The sequence below is a fragment of the Komagataeibacter nataicola genome (assembly GCF_003207795.1).
Taxonomy (GTDB): Bacteria; Pseudomonadota; Alphaproteobacteria; order Acetobacterales; family Acetobacteraceae; genus Komagataeibacter; species Komagataeibacter nataicola.
The window spans coordinates 18098-38961 of record NZ_NIRT01000021.1 but is presented as its reverse complement, the minus strand read 5'-3'; the positions used below and the strand labels follow the sequence as shown (position 1 = coordinate 38961).

Genomic DNA, 20864 nt, shown 5'->3' with positions numbered 1-20864 from the left:
GAATCATGACCGTTTATGGAGATGGCTGCCCGGCGGCAGAACTGATAGCATCAATATAATTGACATGACACTAATTGTCATACAATAAATTCCGGCTGCGTGCGCCTTTTCCTTTTCACCGTATGGTTTATCAGGTAGCCCCTACGCCGCCGCCGGGAGTTTTTCGCCCAATGTTGTCCAGCCTGAAGCGCATTTTCTCCGATGATGCCCAGTGGGCCGCCACGCGCACCACGGCGGCGTTCTGCGCGCGTGCGCTGCTTTCGGTGGGGATTGCACTGTTCCTGGCCTTCTCGTTCCAGCTCCAGTCACCCATGAGTTCGGTCACCACGGTCATGATCGTGGCCAACCCCACGGTGGGGGCACTGGTTTCAAAAAGCGTGTGGCGCATCATCGGCACCATCATCGGGGCCACGATCAGCGTGGGGCTGATGGCGGTGTTCGTGCAGTCGCCGGTGCTGTATTTCATGGGGCTGTCGGTGGTGGTGGGGCTGGCCTGCATGGCGGCCACCTTCCTGCGGCTGTTCCGCGCCTATGCCGCCGTGCTCACCGGCTACACCATCGTCATCATCTCCGCCCCCGCGTTTGACAACCCCGATGGCATTTTCCTCTCCGCCATGTCGCGCCTTGCCGCCGTGGTGGTGGGCATCGTCACCACGGCGGCGGTGTTCATGGTCACCTCGCCACGCCGGTCGGACACGCTGTTCACCCAGATCCACACCCTGTTCCGTGATACGGTCAGCTACATCCTGGCCTTCCACCAGGGCTACAGCAACGTGCCCGCGCAGAACCCCGATGCGCTGCCCGGCAGCACGTTCCGTGCCCTGCCTTCCACCTTTCATGACAGCCGCGCGGCCATGCTCACCCGCATTGCCCGCCTGTCGGACGCGGTGGAATACGCAGCGGCCGACAATTACGACATCAGCGTGCGCCAGCGTGAGATCAGGGCCGGACTTGCGCGGCTTTCGGGCATCGTGGCCTCGTACCACCCCCACACCATCACCCCCGCTGATACGGAGCAGGACCGCGCGGTGCATGGCGAGATCGAGGCCATGCTGCACACCCTGCTGGACCTGACAAAAGGCCAGTCGCTCGAAGCGATGTGGACGCAGGGCTGCGCGCGCATCCAGCACACGCGCACCATCATGATCGACGAGGCGCGCGCCACCCATTCGCCCCGCTCGCTGCTGTTCCTTGATGACATTCAGGACCTGCTCGGCCAGATCGACACCGCCCTGCAGGACCTCTCGCGCCGGGGCAGTGCGGGGCGCAAACTTCGCCTGCAACCCTATCTGGAATGGCCCACGGCACTGCGCAACGCCGCGCGCGGCGCGCTGACCACGCTGCTCACCACGCTGATCTGGTACGTGCTGCACTGGACGGCGGGGCCAACCATGATGCTCTACGTGGTGGCGGCGGCAAGCCTGCTGTCCACTCTGCCTTCGGCCTCACGCGCGGCGGGGATGATGGCGGCAGGTACGGCGCTGGGCATACCGGCGGGGCTGCTGTGCCATATCTACCTGCTGCCGCAGATCGATGGCTACCCGCTGCTGTGGCTCTCGCTGTGCATTATGCTGCTGCCCGGCGTGTGGTTGCAGTTCCACCCCAAATTCGGCGTGGGCGGTTTTGGTTATGGCGTGTTCGCGACCGTGATGCTGCAGGTCAACAACCCGATTCATTATTATAACGATATCAACCTGTTCAACGGCTGGATGGCGCTGTTCATGGGTTGCATCATGCTGGTGCTGTCCTTCCGTGTGATCCTGCCGCCCAACCACCGGCTTGATGCCGCCCGCCTGGTCATGTCGCTTACGCGCAGCCTGCGCAGGCTGGCGCTGTCGGGCCGCAGGCAGGGCAAGGAATGGCTGGTATGGGAGAACCTGCAACTGCAGAAGGTGATCCGCCTGGCAATGCGGCTGTCGTTCTTCGCCCGGCCTGCCAGCATGCATGAATATATCGATGCGGCGCTGGCCACGCTTTCGCTCGGGCGGCTGATCGAGCGTATCCGCACCATCGCGGGCAGTCCCGACATCATGGGCGCGCAGCAGGCGGCGATCTATGATGCGCTGGGCACCTTTAGCGAACTGGCGCACAACCCGCTGCTCACGGCGGCCAGCCTGCGGCGGGCGGCGACCATACTCTGCCCGCCCGATGCCCTGACCCTGCGCCCTGCCGCCCAGGTCGAGGCCATGGCCTGCCTTGAGCAGGCCGCGCGGATCATCGAGGATATCCCCGGTTTTCTTGACCAGCGCGGCCCGCTGCAATGGGCGGAGGACTATCCCGCCGCCCACCGGCCGCCGCTGGCCGCCGTCAGGACGGAAGTCGGCTGAGCACCGAGAACGACACCGCATCCATCACCGTGGTGTCCACCTCATCGCCGGGCTTGAGGGTCTTGAGGAAGTCCTGCATCGCCTTCTGGCGCACCAGCACCACGCGGGTGATGTCATCAGGATCGACAAACACGACCTGGTTGCGCGTGGTGTCCACGCCGGTCACCTTCACGCGCTCGCGCTTGAAGGACACCATCATGCCATGCGGGTGCGGGCCGGTACGGGTGCCGGCGGCGTTCTCGGTCGATTCCGGCAGCGGCGCGCCCGGAGGGGCGATGGACGCATCAATGGTGCGGACAATACGCAGGCCGATCTTGTCGCCGGGGTTGAGCACCGGCAGCTTGGCGCGCAGGTCGGGGTCGACGCGCACGGTATCGAGGTTGCCCGTCTTGTCGCGCAGCAGGATCATGCCCGCCTCATGGTCCACGCTCTCGACCGTGGCGGTCGCCGTCTGGTTGCCCACGATGACCGGGGCCTGCGCCATGGCGGGCATTGCGGCAGCAGACGCGCCCGCAACCACGGTGGCCAGAGCCAGCGCCACGCGGCGGGATGCAAACAGCTTCACGTTCATATGTGTCGTTCTTCCCTAAAATCTCTTGACGGATGTCAGTCCCTGGCTGGCGGAAATACGCCCGTGCCAGCGCCCTTATCCCATAACGCGCAGAGGCGGTCACGTATCCTACGATGTATGGCTGGCCGCGCACAATCGCACCCCCAACACCTGCGCCCAGCGCATTACCCCCTTCCGCCACGCGGGGCTGCGGGTCGCGCGTGCATGGTGTAAGCCTGCCGCATTGCCAGGCACACAAGTCAGGAACCCGACATGACCGACCAGACCCCGCCCGACGCCTTTGCGCAGGGCAAGGCAGCCGCCACCAAGGGCGAGCCGCTGATCGAGAACCCGTTTGATGAAACCCTGCCCGCCTATGAGGACTGGAACAAAGGCTGGTGGAGCGTGCGCGAGAACGACGGCGACTTCGACCCGTTTGCCGAGAAATAGGCCAGGGGCCACGATGGCGTGAGGTCAGCCAAACGTGAGGCTGCGCCTGTTGTGGCAGGTCAGCGCACATGGAATGAAGGATGCTGACGGTTCGTTGAAATCAAAAACGGCGACTGTCCTCAGAAAAGAGGCGGCATCGGGAACGGTGCCGCCTTTTTTGTGGCCCTTGCGGCAGCCGGGCGTTTGAGGATCGGCCCCGGCCGCAGCAGGTACAGTGACCCTGTCCTGTTGCCCCGCCACGGCGCAGTATGGCGCAGCATTGCTGGGGTAACATTAATAAAATCAACGATTTCAAGAAGGTAGGTGGTGCCGACACTCGGAATTGAACCGAGGGCCTACTGATTACGAATCAGTTGCTCTACCCCTGAGCTATGTCGGCAAACCTGTGGCGTCTGATAAACGATGGGCTGGCATGATGCAATATATCAATTGCGGCATTTCCCATTTTAATTTGGTCTATATGGTGGGGGCAGATGAACAAGTCATTTTCCATCCGGCCGATGCGCTGTGACGATGCGGGCATCGGCCCCGTGCCCCATGTCCGCATTGTTGGCGGCCTGTCGGAATGTCCCGGCTGCGGGCTGTACCAGCGTCTGCCCGAACTCGCGCCCGGCCAGCAGGCCCTGTGCACGCGCTGCGGGCAGAAGCTCGCGCGCAGGCGGCGCACGGCCCCGCTGGCAACGCCGCTGGCCTTCTGCATCAGCTCGGCGGCGTTCTATCTGGCAGCGCTCGCCTCATCGCTCATGACGCTGGATGTGTACGGCAGGCAGCGCACCGTGGACCTGCTGACCGGGCCTATGGAACTCATGCATGAAGGCTGGGGCGAGGCCGGGATTCTGGTGGGTGCCGTGACCGTGCTGGCGCCCGCGGTGGCGATCGGGTTCATGTTCGCCATCCTGTATGCCGCCTCCCGCCCGCAACTGCCCGACTGGGGGCCGCGCATTCTGGTGTGGTATGACAAGCTGCGGCCGTGGTCGATGGTCGAGGTCTATATTCTGGGCATCTTCGTGGCCTACACCAAGCTGACCGACATGGCGCATGTGGATGTGGGGCCCGCGGTGTACCTGATCGGTGCGCTGATGCTGACCATGGCGGCCACCGATTCGACGCTCGATACCGAAATGATCTGGCAGCACCGCCGCATCGATTCCCTCACCCGTGCTGAAAGCGGCGGCAGGGTCGTGGTGGATTACGCGCATGTGGATGACATCGGCATGCCGCCGGTCGACCATCTGGTGGCGTGCAGCTCATGCGGGCTGGTGGGGGAGCTTGCGCACCCGGTCTCGAACCTGCGCTGCGTGGGGCTGTGCCCGCGCTGCGAGCACAAGGTCTGGCGCCGCCTGCCGCAAACGCTCACCCGCACCACCGCCTTCCTCATCGCGGCGGTTGTATTCTATATTCCGGCCAATCTCTATCCGGTCATGACGTTTACGCGCATGGGCGGCGGGGGTGGGCACACCATCATCGAAGGCGCGCTCGAACTGTGGGCCGACGGCATGATCCCGCTGGCGCTGCTGGTGTTCTTTGCCTCCATCACCGTGCCCATGCTCAAGATCGCGAGCCTGGGCTGGATGATCATCCAGACATGGCGCGGCGCGCGGGGGCACCTCGTGGCGCGGACAAGGCTGTTCAGGGTGGTGGACATGGTGGGGCGGTGGTCGATGATCGACGTGTTCATGATCTCGATCCTGGTGGCGGTGGTGCGGTTCAACTTCATGGCCAGTGTCACGGCCAATGCCGGGATGGTGGCGTTTGCCGCCGTCGTGATCCTCACACTGCTGGCCGCCTGGAGCTTCGACCCGCGCATCATGTGGGATGCGGCGGGGCGCAATGGCCCGGTGACCGATGGTCTGCCGCCCGGCGTGGTGGCGGCGGTTGACCATGATGGCCCGGCATCTTCCCTTTCGCCGGCGGAAACACGCCCGGCCAGCATGGAGCCAGATCTGGCGTGAATGACGATTTTCCTCCCGGTAATTCCAATGGCGGCGTGCCGCAGGCCCAGACGCGGCGGTACCGTTTCTCGGTCGTGTGGCTGGTGCCGATCGTGGCCATCATCATCGCGGGCTATCTGGGCTGGCGCGGGCTGACCGGGCGCGGGCCGCTGATTGTCATCAGCTTCGATACCGCCGATGGCCTGACCAGCGGCCAGACCGAAGTCAAGAACAAGGCGGTCTCGCTCGGCACGGTCGATTCCATCCGGCTGAGCGATGACCTGCACCATGTCGAGGTGCGCGTGCGCATGACGGCGGCGGCCGGCCGCATGCTGACCGATCACGCCCGCTTCTGGGTCGTGCGTCCACGCATCAACGGCGCGAGCATTACGGGTCTGGAAACGGTCATGTCCGGCGCCTACATCGCCATGGATGCAGGCGAGGCGGGGGGGCGTTACACCACCCGTTTCACCGGTCTCGAATCGCCGCCAGGCGTGCGCTCCGACCAGCCGGGCCATACCTACACCCTCATCACGCAGTCGCTTGGCTCGCTTGGTCAGGGTGCGCCCATCTTCTTCCGCGACGTGGTGGTGGGCGAGGTGCTCGGCTACACCATGCCGTCCGAAGGGCGCGGGCCGATCAAGGTGCAGATTTTCGTGCAGGCCCCTTATGACAGCTACCTGCGCACCACCACGCGGTTCTGGAACGTGTCCGGCGTGCAGGTTGGTCTTGGGGCGGGCGGGCTCAAGGTCAAGCTCCAGTCGCTTCAGGCGCTGCTCTCGGGCGGGGTGGCGTTTGATCCGCCTGATGAACGCAACGAGAAAAACACCCTGCCCCCCACGGCCGGGCAGGAAACCGCTTTCCAGCTTTATGATAGCGCGGAAGACGCCAATAGCGCAGGTTACCGCGAGCGCATTCCGCTGGTTACGTACCTGACCAGTTCGGTCACGGGGCTGACCAAAGGCGGCCGCCTGACCATGTTCGGCATTCAGGTCGGCATGATTGATGACGTGAAGCTGCAGGTCGATCCCGCCACGGGCAAGGCGCATGTGCGCGTGGCCATGGAACTCCAGCCCGAGCGCGTGCTCGATAACCGGCAGGTGCCCCCCGATGCGCTGGCCGGGCTTTTGCGCATGCAGGTGGCTTCGGGTCTGCGGGCTTCGGTGCAGAGCACCAGCATGCTGACCGGCGAATCCGAAATCGGGCTGACCTTCGTAAAGAACGCAACGCCCGCGCAGGTCGAGATGGAAGGCGATGCCATGGTCCTGCCCGGCCAGGCGGGCGGCATGTCGGGCATCATGGATTCGCTCTCGGTAGTGAGCGACAAGATTGCCGCAATGCCCCTGACCCAGATGGGCGAGAACCTGAACAGCCTGCTGGCCCATGCCGATGCCCGCATCAACAGCCCAGACACCAAACAGGCCCTGACCGCGCTGCGCGGTTCGTTGCAGAACCTGCAGGTCATATCGCATGATGCCCGCACCGAAATGCCGCAGCTGCTGACCGGCATGGACAAGACGCTCAAGAGTGCCAACTCGGTGCTGTCGAGCTATGGCGGCGATACCGACTTCCAGCGCAACCTGCAGCAGATGATGCTGCAGCTTAATGACGCCGCGCGCTCGCTGCGCTTCCTGTCCGACTTCCTGACCCACCACCCCTCGGCACTGATTACGGGACGATAAAAGCATGCAACGCCCCTTCTGGCATTTCATACAGTCAACGCGGCCCATGGCCGCAGGCGTGGCGGTTGCATCGCTGCTCGCACTCAGCGGCTGCGGGTCAACCGACCCCACGCTGTACTCGCTTGCCCCCGTGCCCGCGGCGCAGGCAGGCCTGGTTGGCACAGGCATGCCCGCGGTGATCGAGGTGCGCACGCCAGGTGTTTCGCCCTCGCTCGACCGGCAGAGCATTGTGGGTGTGCAGGATGACTACAGCGTTACGCCGAGTGCCGGGGCGGCGTGGAGCGAGCCGCTCGCCCCCATGCTTGGCCATGTGCTGGCCACCGACCTGCAGCAGCGCCTGCCCGGCGTGAGCGTATTTGCCCAGAACGATGCCACGAGCGCGCCCGCGCAGGGGTTTGTCGAGGTCGAGATTACGCGTTTTGCGCGTGATGCTACGGGCATCGTGCATCTGGCAGGCAGCCTGTCGGTGCACCGGGCGGGTGACCCCGAGCATGCCCTGTCGGTGCCGCTTGCCCTGACCGCCACGCCAGCGGGCAGCGGCATGCGGGCCATGGTGGCCTCGCTCAGCCAGTTGACCGGACAGGTGGCGGATATGGCGGCTGCGCGACTGGCGGCCCTGCCGCCCGCGCCACAGCCCGCCCTGCATAAATAATAAAAGCGTTGAAAGAACGCCGCCTTTGCGGAAAAAAGGCGGTCCCCGGAAATTTATCATGGCTGGTGAAGAGGCGCAGCCATCCGGGCATAAAAAAAGCGCCCGGAGGCGCTTTTCAGTTCAGCGGAGGAAGAAGGCTCAGACCTTCTCCACCTGGCTGTATTCCAGATCGACCGGGGTGGAGCGGCCGAAGATGGAGACGCTGACCTTCAGGCGGCCGCGTTCCTCGTCCACTTCCTCGATCGTGCCGTTGAACGAGGTGAAGGGACCATCGGCCACGCGGATCTGCTCGCCGATCTCGAAGGTAACGGAGGGGCGGACCCGCTCGACACCTTCCTGCGCCTGCTTCATGGCCCGTTCGGCTTCAGCCTTGGGGATGGGCGTAGGGCGGGTCTTGCTGCCGAGGAAGCCGGTAACCTTGGGCGTGTCCTTGACCAGGTGCCACGCCTCATCGGTCAGTTCCATGTTGACCAGCACGTAACCGGGGAAGAACTTGCGCTCGGCATTGACCTTCTGGCCACGACGCACTTCCGTCACTTCTTCCGAAGGGACGAGGATCTCACCGAAATGGTCGGCCAGCCCTTTCTGGGCGGCCTGTTCCGTGATGTGCTGGGCAATCTTCTTCTCGAAGCCCGAATAGACGTGGATCACATACCACCGCTTGGCCATGGCTGAACTCAGCCTCCCAGTCCGAAGAGTTTCCGTACGGCAAGGCCGATCACCTCGTCGACGAGGAAAAAGAAAACCGATGCAAGACCGGCCATGGCCAGCACCGCACCCGTTGTCATCAGGGTGGCGCGTCGTGTGGGCCACGTGACTTTCCTGGCCTCGGCCCGAACGTCTTCAACAAATTTCGCGGGACTGACCGACACGAAATACCCTTCCTGCAACGCCACGGCGCACCAACCGGATGAACCAGCCGGTGCGGGGCCTAAGAAACCGGTGCGGACCATTGTGGCCCGACCCATCGGGTGCCAGGCCGGAAGGGGAATGCCCGACCGGAAAGAATGGCAGGGGTGGAGGGTCTCGAACCCGCAACCTCCGGTTTTGGAGACCGGCGCTCTAGCCAATTGAGCTACACCCCTGCAAAGCCGCCTGCGAAGGCCCGAAACACATGGCGTGGCATCTGCCGCGCCGTTTCGGGTCGTCCATGCGAACCCGGCACAGGAAGCGGAAAAAAGTATGAACCGAGCCGAAAGTCAAGAGGGTGCGCCCATAAAAATACAAGTTTGGTGCGTTTGGCATCCCGCACGCCTTTATGGGCTTGCGCGACAAAGGACGGAAACGGTATGGATGGATCAACCTTATGGGCGGGCGTAGCATAGTGGTAATGCAGTAGCCTTCCAAGCTTCTGAGGAGGGTTCGATTCCCTTCGCCCGCTCCATCAGTCCCCATACAATAAAAATCCGTTTCGGCCCTGACCGGATTCGGGCGCGTGCTGCCCGGGCGGCATGATGGGGCAGGGTGTTTCCAATGGCATTGACCGGCTCTCCCATCCTCCATCCGCGCGTGGTGCTGGCCACCTGCTGCCTCAGCCTGCTGCTGGTCATGATGGATGTCACGGTGGTCAATGTCGTGCTGCCCTCCATCCGCGCGCAGATGCATGGCGGCTTTTCCACGCTGCAATGGGTGGTCGATGCCTACACCCTCATGGTGGCGAGCCTGATGCTGCTCGTGGGCACGCTGGCCGACCGGTTCGGGCGGCGGCGGATGTTCCTCATCGGCATTACGCTGTTCTGCGCGGGTTCGGCCCTGTGCGGGCTGGCGCGCAGCGTGGAGATGCTGGTGTTCGCGCGCGCGGTGCAGGGAATCGGCGGCTCCATGCTCAACCCCGTGGCGCTGTCGATCCTGACAAGCGTGTATGTCGAGCCACGGGCGCGGGCGCAGGCCATCGGCACATGGGGCGCCACGTCGGGCGTGGCGCTGGCGCTGGGGCCGGTGGTGGGCGGCGTGCTGGTGCACTGGGTGGGCTGGCAGGCGGTGTTCTGGGTAAATGTGCCGATCGGGCTGCTGGCCATAGGGCTGACGCTGCGCTTCGTGCCTGAATCCCGTGGCGGGCGTGGCCGCAGCATTGATGCGCCGGGGCAGCTGCTGGCCATCGTGGCGCTGGCCATGATTACCTCGGGGCTGATCGAGGCGCATAATTACGGCTGGTCCTCGCCCGCCATTTCCGGCTTCCTCGGGTTCGGGCTGCTGTCGATCGCGGGGTTCGTCATTGTCGAGCGCCGTGCCGCGACGCCCCTGATCGACCTGCGCTTTTTTGGCGCATGGCCGTTCTCGGGGGCGATCATCATCGCCGTGCTGGCCTTTGCCATGTTCAGCGCCTTCCTGTTCCTCAACACGCTTTACCTGCAGGATGTGCGCGGGCTTGATGCCCTGCATGCCGGGCTGTGCACGCTGCCTTTTGCGACAGGTTCCATGCTGTGTGCGCCGCTTTCGGGACGGCTGACGGGGCGGTATGGCGCGCGGCTGCCGCTGCTGCTCTCCGCCATCGGGTTCGGCGCGGGCGCGCTGCTGCTGACAGGGCTGGACGCCATGACCCCGCTTGGCCTGCTGCTCGCCTCCTACGGGCTGTGCGGGTGCGGGTTTGGCCTGTGCAACGCGCCCATTACCAATGCGGCCATTTCCGGCATGCCGCGCGCGCAGGCGGGTGTCGCCGCGGCCATTGCCTCGACAAGCCGGCAGGTGGGCGCGCTGCTTGGCATCGCCCTGGGTGGCGCGATGAGTGCCTCCAGCGTGCGCGGCGGCGTGGTGCAGTGGAGCGCCTTTCCCCACGCCACCCATGCGGTGTGGTGGAGCATGGCGGTGGGGGCGGGCTGCATCGCGGCACTGGGGCTGGTTTCGACCGGACTCCGCGCGCGGCGCAGCGCCCAGGCGGTCGCGGCACTGCTTGATTCGGAATAATGCATTAGTGATATGCATAATATGCATACCTTGACTGCCATTCCCGCCCGCGCATCGCGCCGGAAGGTGACAAAACCGGCGCTTTCCTGTTTCCGAAAAGGCGCGCGGCATGTATGATCCCGCCAACCTCTGCTAGGGGCGTGCCCATATGCGCGAAAACGGGCGGTTGTGTGGCGTTGCGCCACGCCAGTGGGCCGCCTGTCTGTTGCGTGTGTTTACGCTGCGTGCTAGAGCCGCGCCAGCAGCGCACGGGGCCTCGGTTTCCGGGCAGGTGGCTTGTGTTTGAATCAAGATTCTGGATTGGAAAAGCGGACAGTGGATTCGGGTGGAACGACCTCAATACCGATCGCCTCCATTGCCAATGGCCTTCCCGGTCGTTACGCGACGGCGCTCTATGAGCTTGCGGCTGAACGCCAGCAGCTTGATCCTGTTCTGGAGCAGGCTACGGCCCTTGCCGGTCTGATCGACGGCAGTGCCGACCTGCGTACCGCCCTTGCGGACCGCACGCTCGACATGCGCGATAGCGCGCGGGCGATCGATGCCGTGCTGAACGCCGAGGGGTTCAGCCCCCTCATGCGTGATTTTGTTGGCGTGGTGGCGAATAACCGCCGCCTTCCGCGCCTGCGTGAGATTCTTGCCGCGCTGGCGGCTATCGCTGCGGCCCGGCGCGGGGAAGTGGTGGCGGATGTCGTGTCCGCTCACCCCCTGACCGACCTGCAGCGTGTCCAGCTTCGCAGCCGCCTTGCCGAGGCCGGCTATTCCAAAGTCAATATCCAGGAGCGTGTTGACGCGGCCCTGCTGGGCGGTCTGGTCGTGCGCGTTGGCGCCCGCCTGTATGACACCAGTCTCAGATCCCGCCTTACCCGCCTGCACCATGCCATGAAGGGAGCCGCGTGATGGAAATCCGCCCCTCCGAGATTTCGGATATCCTCAAGCAGCAGATCGCTACGTTCGACAAGGCCGCTGACGTTGCCGAGACAGGAACCATCCTGTCGGTTGGTGACGGCATCGCCCGTGTCTACGGCCTGCAGAATGTCGAAGCCGGCGAAATGCTGGACTTCCCCGCCAGCGGCCAGAAGGGCATGGCGCTCAACCTCGAGAATGACAACGTCGGTGTTGTCATCTTCGGCGATGACAGCGCAATGCGTGAAGGTGACACCGTCGCCCGTACCGGCAAGGTGGTTGAAGTGCCTACCGGCAAGGCGCTGCTCGGCCGCGTGGTCGATGGCCTCGGCAACCCGATCGACGGCAAGGGGCCGCTGGTGGGTGAAGTCATCAGCAAGCGCGCGGAAATCAAGGCGCCCGGCATCATGCCGCGCCAGTCCGTCAGCGAGCCGATGCAGACCGGCATCAAGGCGATCGACGCGCTCGTGCCCATCGGGCGTGGCCAGCGTGAACTCATCATCGGTGACCGCCAGACCGGCAAGACCGCCATCCTGATCGACACCATCGTCAACCAGAAGAGCGTCAACGCCCTGGGTGACGAGAGCAAGTCGCTTTACTGCATCTATGTCGCCATCGGGCAGAAGCGCTCGACGGTGGCGCAGCTGGTCCGCACGCTGGAGGAAACCGGCGCGATGGAATACTCCATCGTTGTCGCCGCCACCGCCTCCGACCCGGCGCCGATGCAGTACCTGGCACCGTATGCCGCCTGCTCCATGGGCGAATACTTCCGTGATAACGGCATGCATGCCCTGATCGTGTATGATGACCTGTCCAAGCAGGCCGTCGCCTACCGTCAGATGTCGCTGCTGCTGCGTCGTCCGCCGGGCCGTGAAGCCTACCCCGGTGACGTGTTCTATCTGCATTCGCGCCTGCTCGAGCGTGCGGCGAAGATGTCCGACAAGTTCGGCGCGGGTTCGCTGACCGCCCTGCCGGTGATCGAGACGCAGGCCGGTGACGTGTCCGCCTATATCCCGACCAACGTGATCTCCATCACCGATGGTCAGGTCTTCCTTGAAACCGACCTGTTCTACCGTGGCATCCGCCCCGCCGTGAACGTGGGTGGTTCCGTGTCCCGCGTGGGTTCGGCCGCCCAGATCAAGGCGATGAAGCAGGTTGCGGGCAAGATCAAGCTCGAGCTGGCGCAGTATCGTGAAATGGCGGCGTTCTCGCAGTTCGCCTCCGATCTCGATCCAGCGACCCAGAAGCAGCTCGCCCGTGGCGCGCGCCTTGTCGAGCTGCTCAAGCAGCCCGAAACCTCGCCGCTGTCGGTCGAGGAGCAGGTTGTGGTGCTTTACGCTGGCACGCGTGGCTATATCGACGCCGTGCCGGTTGCCGAAGTGACCAGCTACGAGAAGCGCCTGCTTGATGATGTTCGCACATCGGGCAAGGATATCCTGGAATCGATCCGGACCCAGCGCCAGCTGACGAAGGACATCGAAAGCCGCCTGAACGATTTCCTGACGACATTCGGCCGTCAGTTCGCCAACTGAGGAAGATCGGGCAACCATGGCTTCCCTGAAGGACCTGCGCGCACGGATCGGTAGCGTCAAATCGACGCGAAAGATCACCAGCGCAATGAAGATGGTGGCGGCGGCCAAGCTGCGTCGGGCTGAAACCCGCGCGGCGGCCGCCCGGCCCTATGCCGATGCAATGCGCCGCATGCTGGCCGAAGTGGCCCGCAGCGTGGCGGGCGAAGGCGGCCAGCCCGCGCTGCTGACCGGAACGGGGCAGGACAAGGTGCACCTGGTGGTGCCCATGTCCAGTGACCGTGGTCTGGCCGGTGCATTCAACTCCAACATCAACCGCACGACCCGCAACCTGGTGCTCAAGCTCCAGGCCGAGGGCAAGACCGTCAAGATCCTGCCGGTGGGCCGCAAGACATACGACTTCCTGTCGCGTGATTTTTCGGACCTGATCATTGATCACCGCCATCTGGCGGCGGGCAAGGAGATTCCGTTCTCCGCCGCGGCTGAACTCGGTGAGCAGATTTCGTCCCTGCTTGAAAAGGGTGAGTTTGACGTCTGCACGCTGGTGTACAACCAGTTCCGCAACGTCATGACCCAGACGCCGACGGAAATGCAGCTGATTCCGCTCGCCCTGCCGGAAAATGACAACGCGGACAGCGCACAGGTCGCGGCCTATGAATTCGAGCCCGATGAGGGCACGCTGCTGTCAAGCCTCCTGCCGCGCAATCTGCAGGTGCAGCTCTATGCCACCATGCTGGAAACGGCTGCGGGCGAGAACGGCGCGCGGATGACGGCAATGGATAACGCGACGCGTAACGCTGGCAAGGCCATCGATCGTCTGACGCTCAAGTACAACCGTACGCGCCAGACCAACATCACCAATGAACTCATCGAGATCATCTCGGGCGCCCAGGCTGTCTGAGGATCGATCGTCACGCTCACAGGAGCTGTCCCATGTCGGAAACCACAACTCAAGAGGCTCCTGTCTCCACGCAGGCGCCCAAAAGCAATGTCGTTGGTCGTGTGACCCAGGTCCGCGGCGCCGTTGTTGACGTACAGTTCGAGGGTACGCTGCCGCATATCCTCGATGCGCTGCACGTTCAGCTCAATGGCCAGACCTTGGTGCTCGAAGTGGCGCAGGAAATCGGCGAACACGAAGTCCGCTGCATTGCCATGGATACCACCGATGGCCTGACCCGCGGTGCGGAAGTGGCCGCTACCGGCAGCCAGATCACCGTGCCGGTTGGCCCGGGCACGCTTGGTCGCATCCTCAACGTCATCGGCGAGCCGATCGATGATCGTGGCCCCGTGAAGTGCGAAGGACGCGCGCCGATTCACCGCGCCGCCCCGGCTTTTGACGAGCAGGCCGCCGCGACCGAAATCCTGCCCACGGGCATCAAGGTTGTCGATCTGCTCTGCCCCTACCTCAAGGGCGGCAAGGTCGGCCTGTTCGGTGGTGCGGGCGTGGGCAAGACCGTCATCATCCAGGAACTGATCAACAACATCGCCAAGGCGCATGGCGGCGTGTCGGTCTTTGCCGGTGTGGGTGAACGTACCCGTGAAGGTAACGACCTGTATTACGAAATGCAGGACGCGAACGTCATCAAGCTTGATGGCGACTCGACCGAAGGCTCCAAGGTTGCGCTGGTCTATGGCCAGATGAACGAGCCGCCGGGGGCCCGTGCCCGCGTGGCGCTGTCCGGCGTGACGGTTGCGGAATACTTCCGCGACGTTGAAGGCCAGGATGTGCTGTTCTTCGTGGACAACATCTTCCGCTTCACGCAGGCCGGTGCCGAAGTGTCCGCGTTGCTGGGCCGCATTCCCTCCGCCGTGGGCTACCAGCCCACGCTGGCAACGGAAATGGGCGCCCTGCAGGAGCGCATCACCTCCACCAAGAAGGGTTCGATCACCTCGGTGCAGGCCGTCTACGTCCCTGCCGATGACCTGACCGATCCGGCGCCTGCCGCGACCTTCGCCCATCTTGACGCGACCACGGTGCTGAACCGTTCCATCGCGGAAATGGGCATCTACCCGGCCGTTGACCCGCTGGACTCCACCTCACGTTCGCTCGATCCCAAGATCGTGGGTGACGAGCACTACCAGGTGGCGCGTGACGTGCAGCGTATCCTGCAGACCTACAAGTCCCTGCAGGACATCATCGCCATTCTCGGCATGGATGAACTGTCGGAAGATGACAAGCTGATCGTGGCCCGCGCCCGTCGCATCCAGCGCTTCCTGTCCCAGCCGTTCCACGTGGCTGAAGTGTTCACGGGTGCTCCGGGCAAGCTGGTCTCGCTGGAAGACACGGTGCGTTCGTTCAAGGCGATCGTGGCGGGTGAATATGATCACCTTCCCGAAGGGGCTTTCTACATGGTCGGCGCGATCGAGGAAGCGGTGGCCAAGGCCGAGAAAATGAAGGAATCGGCCTGAACCCCGGCCCCTGACGCAAGGAAAATAGACCATGTCCATTAAGGTCAAGATTGTCAGCCCGGAGAAAGTCCTGTTCGCGCATGACGCTGATATGGCTGTCATGCCGGGGACGGAAGGCGACATCGCGGCCATGCCCGATCATGCCCCGCTCATGCTGACGCTGCGCGGTGGCGTGGTTGACATCTATGAAGGCGATGTGGTGACGCATCGCTTCTTCGTGGCGGGCGGCTTTGCCGATATCGCGCCAAGCCACTGCACCATCCTTGCCGACCGGGCCACCAAGCTCGAAGACCTGTCGGTTGACGATGCGGAAGCCCGTCTGGCGGGTCTGGAAAAATCCTATGAGGACGCGGACAAGATGAACGTGTCTGCGCTTGATATCCTCATGGGCAAGATGCAGTCGGCCCGGGCCGAGATCGAGGCGGCGCAGTCCGCCATACCGGGCATGTCGCTCTGACACGATCGCCAGCCTGCATCCACTTCCTGCATGGAAGCGGGTGTATTGCCGGACATGAAAAGCGCCCTTACGGGGCGCTTTTCTGTTATGGGGCGACCAGACCGTCAGACCCCGAAAGTATTGCTGAAAACATATAAAAGTTTTTGGTGAAGCTTTTTTCAAAAAGCTTCAGAAGAACGCTACCTTTTTGAAAAAAAGGCGGAATACAGAAACTTTTGTCATTTTCAAACAGGTGTCTAGCCGCGCCCGCGATAGCCCGGCACATCCTGCGCGGGAATCCACACGCCTTCAGGCGGAGTGCTCGTCTGCCAGAACACATCAATGGGCATGCCACCGCGCGGGTACCAGTAGGCTCCGATGCGCAGCCACACGGGTTGCAGCAGATCGACAAGCGTGGTGGCGATCTGCATCGAGCACCGCTCATGGAAGGCGCCATGGTTGCGGAAACTGGTCAGGAACAGCTTGAGCGACTTGCTCTCCACAATCCATTCATCGGGAATGTAGTCGATCACGATATGGGCGAAATCGGGCTGCCCCGTGACCGGGCACAGCGAGGTGAATTCGGGCGCGGTGAAACGCACCACGTAACGCCGCCCGCGGTCGGGGGCGGGCACGCGTTCAAGCCGGGCTTCCTCGGGGCTTGCGGGCTGGGCGCTGTTCTGGCCGAGCTGCGTCAGGAACTGGCTGCCATCATCTTGGGTGGGGCTGGAGGTCATGGGCGGGTCCGTCCGCAGTGAAAAAAAAGGATAAGGGGCTGATGCCGCAAGGCGTTGGGGGGCGTCAATGGAAATGCGGAGAGGGGACATGCGGTTTTCCCTGCTTCCGCAACCCGGTGCAGCCATGATAACTGCACGGAATGGCACGTGTATCCCGACCCGAATTTCCCGCTCCTGTGCTGGTTACCACCACGGCGGCGCTTGAGGCTGTAACCGCGCGACTGCGCCAGGAGCCGTTTGTAACAATTGACACGGAATTCGTGCGCGAGCGCACGTACTGGCCGGAGCTGTGCCTTGTGCAGCTGGCAGGCGAAAACGAGGTGGTGGTGATCGACACGGTCGCCCCCGGCATGGACCTGACCAGCCTTGGCGCGCTGCTCGATGATGCGGCGGTGGTGAAGGTCTTTCACGCCGCACGGCAGGACCTTGAAATCTTCCTGCATCTGTTCGACCGCCTGCCCGCCGCCCTGTTCGACACTCAGGTCGCGGCCATGGTGGCAGGCTATGGCGACCAGGTGGGGTATGACAATCTCGTCTCGTCGTTGCTTGGCGTGCAGATCGACAAGTCACATCGCTTTTCCGACTGGTCGGCGCGTCCGCTCTCGCCCGCCCAGATCGGCTACGCGGCGGCTGACGTCACCTATCTGCGGCTGGTCTATGCAAAACTGCTGGCGCAGCTCGAGCGCGAGGGGCGGCTGGACTGGGTCGCGGCCGAGCTGGCTACCCTGAACAACCCCGTCACCTTCCGCCCCGATCCGCTGACCCTGTGGGAGAAGATGCGCCCACGCACCAATAACCGGCGCATGCTGGGCATCCTGCGTGCGGTCGCGGCATGGCGGGAAGGCGAAGCCCAGCGCGTCAACGTGCCGCGTCAGCGCCTGCTCAAGGATGAGAGCCTGATGGAAATCGCCGCCACGGCGCCCGACACGGTCGATGCGCTGGCACGCGTGCGTGGCGTCTCACGTGGGTTTGCCGAGGGGCGCAGCGGGCAGTCCCTGCTTGAGGCGGTAACACAGGCCCAGGCCGTGCCGGAAGCCGATCTGCCGCGCCTGCCCAAGGGGCGGGGCAAGGATGCGCCACGCCCGTCAGCAGCCCTGATCGCCCTGCTCAAGGTTCTGCTCGCCACCTGCTGCGAGGCCCATCGCGTGGCCCCGAAACTTGTGGCGTCATCAGAGGATCTCGACCGTTTTGCGCTGGATGACGCGGCGGATATCCCCGCTTTTCATGGTTGGCGCAATACCGTGTTTGGCAAGCTTGCGCGTGAACTCAAGGCGGGGAGGCTGACCATGGGTGTCGAGAATGGCAAGGTCAAGCTGATCCACGACTGAGCCCCGCAGGGGGCTCAAGCGGTTTTACATGGGTTGCAAACAGGTTATGGGCAGAACTGTCCACAAGATTCTGTCATTCTGCGGTTGAGATAGATGGCAGATACGCCTAGTTTCGCTCCATTCCGCGTAAGGAGTGCAGAACGATGGCGATGGAATGGACAGAGGAGACGATCGCGCGACTGCGTGATCTGTGGCAGCAGGGATTATCGACCGCTGAAATCGGCCGCCAGTTATCTGTTACCAAAAATGCCGTTGTGGGCAAGGCGCACCGCCTTGGCCTCAAGCCCCGCCCATCGCCTATCCGCCGTGCCGCCAAGGCCACGCCGCCAGCCGATGCCGCCACACAGGCCGCCCCGGTTGCGCCAGCCGCCGCCGTGGCTCCGAAAAAGGAAGCGGCCCCCGCGCCTGTGGTGGCGCCATCACCCGCGCCTGAAAAGGCTCCTGCGCCGGTGAAGGCGACTGCCGCGCCCCTCGAGCCGAAGGTCACCCCCCCGGCACCCGCAGCTGAACCGGCCCCCGAGGCCCCTGCCGCCCGTCCGGCGCGTGCGCCTGCCCGTGCTGCCCGTGCCGCGCTGCGGCCCGTAAGCGAGCCGCGCCGCCGCAGCAGCCAGTCCTGCTGCTGGCCGCTGGGCGATCCGGGCACGCCGGGCTTTCACTTCTGTGGGGCAACGCCGCTGCCGGGCAAGCCGTACTGCGCCGAACATGCGCAGCTTGCCTATGTAAAGCTGCGCAGCGACCGGCGCGATAACGTGGCCTGATTTCCCCACGGGAGCAGGTTCCAGCGCATAAAGAATCTTCTGGTGAAGCTGCTTTGAAAACGCTCGGGAAAGCAGCTCCCGGAAATCTTTCATCAGTCAGTTATGTGCAGGTTACTGCAAAAAAAACGCCAGGGCATTGCTGCCTCTGGCGTTTTTTGTATCCGCCCGGGCAGGCCGGGCGGAAAAGCGTGCCTCAGCCAGCGCTGGCCGGGCGCGGGGGCGCGGGCTGGGCTGCCGGAGCGGGGGCGGCCTGCGGGGCGGCGGGGGTCGTGATCATTTCGAGCTGGCCGGTTACCTGGCCACCATCTTCCACCTTCAGGCGGCGGCACTTGGCCTTGCCGAGCAGGCGGCCGGTGGAGCGGATGGTCAGGCTGCCGCGCACGGTCAGCGTGCCATCGATGGTGCCCGCGAGTTCCGCATCCTCAACCTCGACTTCGCCCTTGAACACGCCGCCCTGCGCGATCTGCAGCTCGGATGCATTGATCAGCGAGGACTCGACGGTGCCTTCCACAACCAGGCGTTCGGCGTCCTGGATGGTGCCCTGCACGCTGATGCCACGACCGACCACGAGGGTGCGGCGCTCATTTTCCTTTTTGACGGGTGCCGCAGCACCCGGCGCACCGGGGCGTGCGCCAGGCGCGGGCGAGGGAGAAGGCGTGGGCGGGAAGGGCGGACGGGCCATGGATGTATTTTCCTTGCTGGCAGAGGAAGAAGATGGAGAGGTACCACCGCCCATGACCGGGCGGCCCGGCTGCTGCGCGGGGGACGGAGTGGGGGCGGGTGGCTTGGTGTCTGCTGGCTTGCGTCGTTTAAACAATATTACCCCGCTTGGTTAGATGCTGCATCAGGGCGCGTGAACGCCCCCGAACGAAAAAGAACGCGTCTCGGGCTGGTTGCAGGCCGCAGCCCCCTATACCCGGTTATACGCCCCCCAAACCTGTCGACAAGGGCGTTAAGGGGCCGGGAGAGGCATAAAAAACTTCATGCATTGCGCCATTTACCCGCCAATGATAGCGAAGGGCGACTTTGGCCCGAAAAAATGGGTTATTTCGTGGCGCACCTGCGCCTTGCCTGCATATTGGGCCTGATCTGCGATGGGAGTGACACAGGATATGGAAAATTCGGGACAGGCGGCAGAATGCCGGTTTGACCTGCTGGGCATCGGCAATGCGATCGTCGATGTACTGGCACCGGTGGAAGCTGCCTTCCCGGAGCGCAACGGCATGACGCCGGGCGGGATGATGCTGATCGACGCGGCCCGCGCCGAGGCGCTGTACTGCCAGATCAGGCGCGAAAAGGAAATGGGCGGTGGCTCGGCGGCCAATACCTGCGTCGTCGCCTCCAACATGGGCGCGCGCGTGGCGTATCTGGGCAAGGTGGCCGATGATGCGCCGGGCAAGGCGTTCGCCACCGACATGCAGGGGGCAGGCGTGTATTTCCCCTCATCGCCACTGCAGGGCGATGCGGGTACCGCGCACCCCACCGCGCGCTGCATCATCGTGGTCACGCCCGATGGCCAGCGCACCATGAACACCTATCTGGGTGCGTGCGTGAATTTCGGCCCCGAAGACGTGCTCGCCGATGTGGTCCAGTCCGCCAAGGTCACCTACATGGAAGGCTACCTGTTCGACCCGCCGGCGGCACAGGAAGCCTTTCGCACTGCGGCCCGCATTGCCCATGAGGCCGGTCGCAAGGTGGCGCTTTCGCTGTCCGACAAATTCTGCGTCGACCGCCATCGCGCGGCGTTCCTCGACCTCGTGCGCGGGCATATCGACATCCTGTTCGCCAATGAAGACGAGATCTGCGCGCTGTACCAGACCGCCGATTTCGATCATGCCGCCCGCCTTGTCGCCGCCGATACGCATTTCGCCGTGCTGACACGTTCGGAGAAAGGCAGCGTCATCATCCAGGACCAGCAGCGCATCGTCATCGACAGCGTGCGCACGCAGGTGATCGACACCACCGGCGCGGGCGATGCCTATGCGGCAGGCTTCCTCGCTGGCTGGACATCGGACCGCACACTTGCCGAATGCGGGCGGCTGGGCAGTGTCGCGGCCTCGGAAGTGATTTCGCATTACGGCGCGCGCCCGCTCATGAACATGCGCCAGGACATGGATTTCTGATCCGCAGGGCATGAAGGCGGGCGTTTGACGGGGTTGTGCGCGAAGTTTCGCGTGCAATCCGCGCCAGTCCGCTTTATCTACGCAGCCAGCAGCCAATTATTCCGCCGCCGCACGCACGGGTGTCGCCCGCATGTGCCGCCGCGCA

General features: G+C 63.9%; 19 protein-coding genes and 3 tRNA genes. 15 read left to right on the top strand and 7 right to left on the bottom strand.

Annotated elements, in window-relative coordinates; translation table 11 throughout:
* Positions 1 to 122: 122 nt before the first annotated feature.
* Complete coding sequence (locus tag CDI09_RS11725; protein WP_078525118.1) at positions 123 to 2327, top strand: FUSC family protein; 2205 nt, start codon at positions 123 to 125, stop codon at positions 2325 to 2327.
* Here the strand turns inward: CDI09_RS11725 and CDI09_RS11720 are convergent.
* Positions 2308 to 2898, bottom strand: a complete 591-nt coding sequence (locus CDI09_RS11720; RefSeq protein WP_078525116.1) for a preprotein translocase subunit YajC — start codon at positions 2896 to 2898, stop codon at positions 2308 to 2310. The two genes, CDI09_RS11725 and CDI09_RS11720, sit on opposite strands and share 20 nt — an antisense overlap.
* 252 nt (positions 2899 to 3150) lie before the next feature.
* Between CDI09_RS11720 and CDI09_RS18195 the strand changes: the two genes are divergently transcribed.
* Positions 3151 to 3327, top strand: coding sequence for a hypothetical protein (locus CDI09_RS18195; RefSeq protein WP_167370183.1), 177 nt, complete (start codon positions 3151 to 3153; stop codon positions 3325 to 3327).
* 304 nt (positions 3328 to 3631) lie between these two features.
* On the opposite strand, the gene CDI09_RS11715 is transcribed toward CDI09_RS18195, so the two are convergent.
* A tRNA-Thr gene (locus tag CDI09_RS11715) sits at positions 3632 to 3706 on the bottom strand.
* A gap of 94 nt (positions 3707 to 3800) precedes the next feature.
* On the opposite strand from CDI09_RS11715, the gene CDI09_RS11710 reads away from it, so the two are divergent.
* Genes CDI09_RS11710 through CDI09_RS11700 form a run of 3 tightly spaced genes read left to right on the top strand, consistent with a single transcriptional unit; the run spans position 3801 to position 7592 of the window.
* A complete protein-coding gene (locus CDI09_RS11710; RefSeq protein WP_078525114.1) occupies positions 3801 to 5279 on the top strand; it encodes a paraquat-inducible protein A in 1479 nt (492 codons plus the stop codon).
* Positions 5276 to 6940 carry a PqiB family protein gene (locus CDI09_RS11705; protein WP_110571335.1) on the top strand — a complete coding sequence of 555 codons (1665 nt, stop codon included), beginning with the start codon at positions 5276 to 5278 and terminating at the stop codon, positions 6938 to 6940. The genes CDI09_RS11710 and CDI09_RS11705 overlap by 4 nt, the downstream gene beginning before the upstream one ends.
* A 4-nt stretch (positions 6941 to 6944) precedes the next feature.
* Positions 6945 to 7592, top strand: coding sequence for a PqiC family protein (locus CDI09_RS11700; protein ID WP_078525110.1), 648 nt, complete (start codon positions 6945 to 6947; stop codon positions 7590 to 7592).
* Between the two features lie 138 nt (positions 7593 to 7730).
* Here CDI09_RS11700 and nusG read toward each other — a convergent pair whose 3' ends face one another.
* The 3 genes from nusG to CDI09_RS11685 all read right to left on the bottom strand — a co-directional run bounded on the left by nusG (position 7731) and on the right by CDI09_RS11685 (position 8677).
* A complete protein-coding gene (gene nusG, locus CDI09_RS11695) occupies positions 7731 to 8261 on the bottom strand; it encodes a transcription termination/antitermination protein NusG (RefSeq protein WP_061275675.1) in 531 nt (176 codons plus the stop codon).
* An 8-nt stretch (positions 8262 to 8269) separates the two neighbouring features.
* Complete coding sequence (secE, locus tag CDI09_RS11690; RefSeq protein WP_167370182.1) at positions 8270 to 8545, bottom strand: preprotein translocase subunit SecE; 276 nt, start codon at positions 8543 to 8545, stop codon at positions 8270 to 8272.
* 55 nt (positions 8546 to 8600) lie between these two features.
* Positions 8601 to 8677: transfer RNA gene (locus CDI09_RS11685), tRNA-Trp, on the bottom strand.
* A gap of 225 nt (positions 8678 to 8902) precedes the next feature.
* On the opposite strand from CDI09_RS11685, the gene CDI09_RS11680 reads away from it, so the two are divergent.
* The 7 genes from CDI09_RS11680 to atpC all read left to right on the top strand — a co-directional run bounded on the left by CDI09_RS11680 (position 8903) and on the right by atpC (position 15794).
* Positions 8903 to 8976, top strand: a tRNA-Gly gene (locus CDI09_RS11680).
* Positions 8977 to 9065: 89 nt separating this feature from the next.
* A complete protein-coding gene (locus CDI09_RS11675) occupies positions 9066 to 10496 on the top strand; it encodes an MFS transporter (protein WP_205836678.1) in 1431 nt (476 codons plus the stop codon).
* 300 nt (positions 10497 to 10796) lie between these two features.
* Positions 10797 to 11393: a F0F1 ATP synthase subunit delta gene (locus CDI09_RS11670; RefSeq protein WP_078525106.1), complete on the top strand. Its 597-nt coding sequence runs from the start codon at positions 10797 to 10799 to the stop codon at positions 11391 to 11393.
* Positions 11393 to 12931 carry a F0F1 ATP synthase subunit alpha gene (gene atpA / locus CDI09_RS11665; RefSeq protein WP_061275671.1) on the top strand — a complete coding sequence of 513 codons (1539 nt, stop codon included), beginning with the start codon at positions 11393 to 11395 and terminating at the stop codon, positions 12929 to 12931. Before CDI09_RS11670 ends, atpA begins: the two co-directional genes overlap by 1 nt.
* Before the next feature lie 16 nt (positions 12932 to 12947).
* Entirely contained in the window at positions 12948 to 13829 is an 882-nt protein-coding gene (locus CDI09_RS11660; RefSeq protein WP_078525104.1) for a F0F1 ATP synthase subunit gamma, read from the top strand.
* Positions 13830 to 13861: 32 nt separating this feature from the next.
* Positions 13862 to 15337 carry a F0F1 ATP synthase subunit beta gene (gene atpD / locus CDI09_RS11655; RefSeq protein ID WP_078525102.1) on the top strand — a complete coding sequence of 492 codons (1476 nt, stop codon included), beginning with the start codon at positions 13862 to 13864 and terminating at the stop codon, positions 15335 to 15337.
* 31 nt (positions 15338 to 15368) lie between these two features.
* Positions 15369 to 15794 (top strand): ATP synthase F1 subunit epsilon, encoded by a 426-nt coding sequence (gene atpC, locus CDI09_RS11650; RefSeq protein WP_078525100.1) that lies wholly within the window; start codon positions 15369 to 15371, stop codon positions 15792 to 15794.
* Between the two features lie 236 nt (positions 15795 to 16030).
* Here atpC and queF read toward each other — a convergent pair whose 3' ends face one another.
* Positions 16031 to 16510 (bottom strand): preQ(1) synthase, encoded by a 480-nt coding sequence (queF, locus tag CDI09_RS11645; protein ID WP_078527819.1) that lies wholly within the window; start codon positions 16508 to 16510, stop codon positions 16031 to 16033.
* A gap of 140 nt (positions 16511 to 16650) precedes the next feature.
* Between queF and rnd the strand changes: the two genes are divergently transcribed.
* Both rnd and CDI09_RS11635 read left to right on the top strand, forming a co-directional pair.
* A complete protein-coding gene (gene rnd, locus CDI09_RS11640; protein ID WP_078525098.1) occupies positions 16651 to 17838 on the top strand; it encodes a ribonuclease D in 1188 nt (395 codons plus the stop codon).
* Between the two features lie 143 nt (positions 17839 to 17981).
* On the top strand, positions 17982 to 18596 hold the full coding sequence (locus CDI09_RS11635) for a GcrA family cell cycle regulator (protein WP_078525096.1): 615 nt from the start codon (positions 17982 to 17984) through the stop codon (positions 18594 to 18596).
* A gap of 193 nt (positions 18597 to 18789) precedes the next feature.
* On the opposite strand, the gene CDI09_RS11630 is transcribed toward CDI09_RS11635, so the two are convergent.
* Positions 18790 to 19278, bottom strand: coding sequence for a bactofilin family protein (locus CDI09_RS11630; protein WP_078525094.1), 489 nt, complete (start codon positions 19276 to 19278; stop codon positions 18790 to 18792).
* A 430-nt stretch (positions 19279 to 19708) separates the two neighbouring features.
* Here CDI09_RS11630 and CDI09_RS11625 point away from each other — a divergent pair, with 430 nt between their 5' ends.
* Positions 19709 to 20719 carry an adenosine kinase gene (locus CDI09_RS11625; RefSeq protein ID WP_078525093.1) on the top strand — a complete coding sequence of 337 codons (1011 nt, stop codon included), beginning with the start codon at positions 19709 to 19711 and terminating at the stop codon, positions 20717 to 20719.
* Positions 20720 to 20864 lie beyond the last annotated feature (145 nt).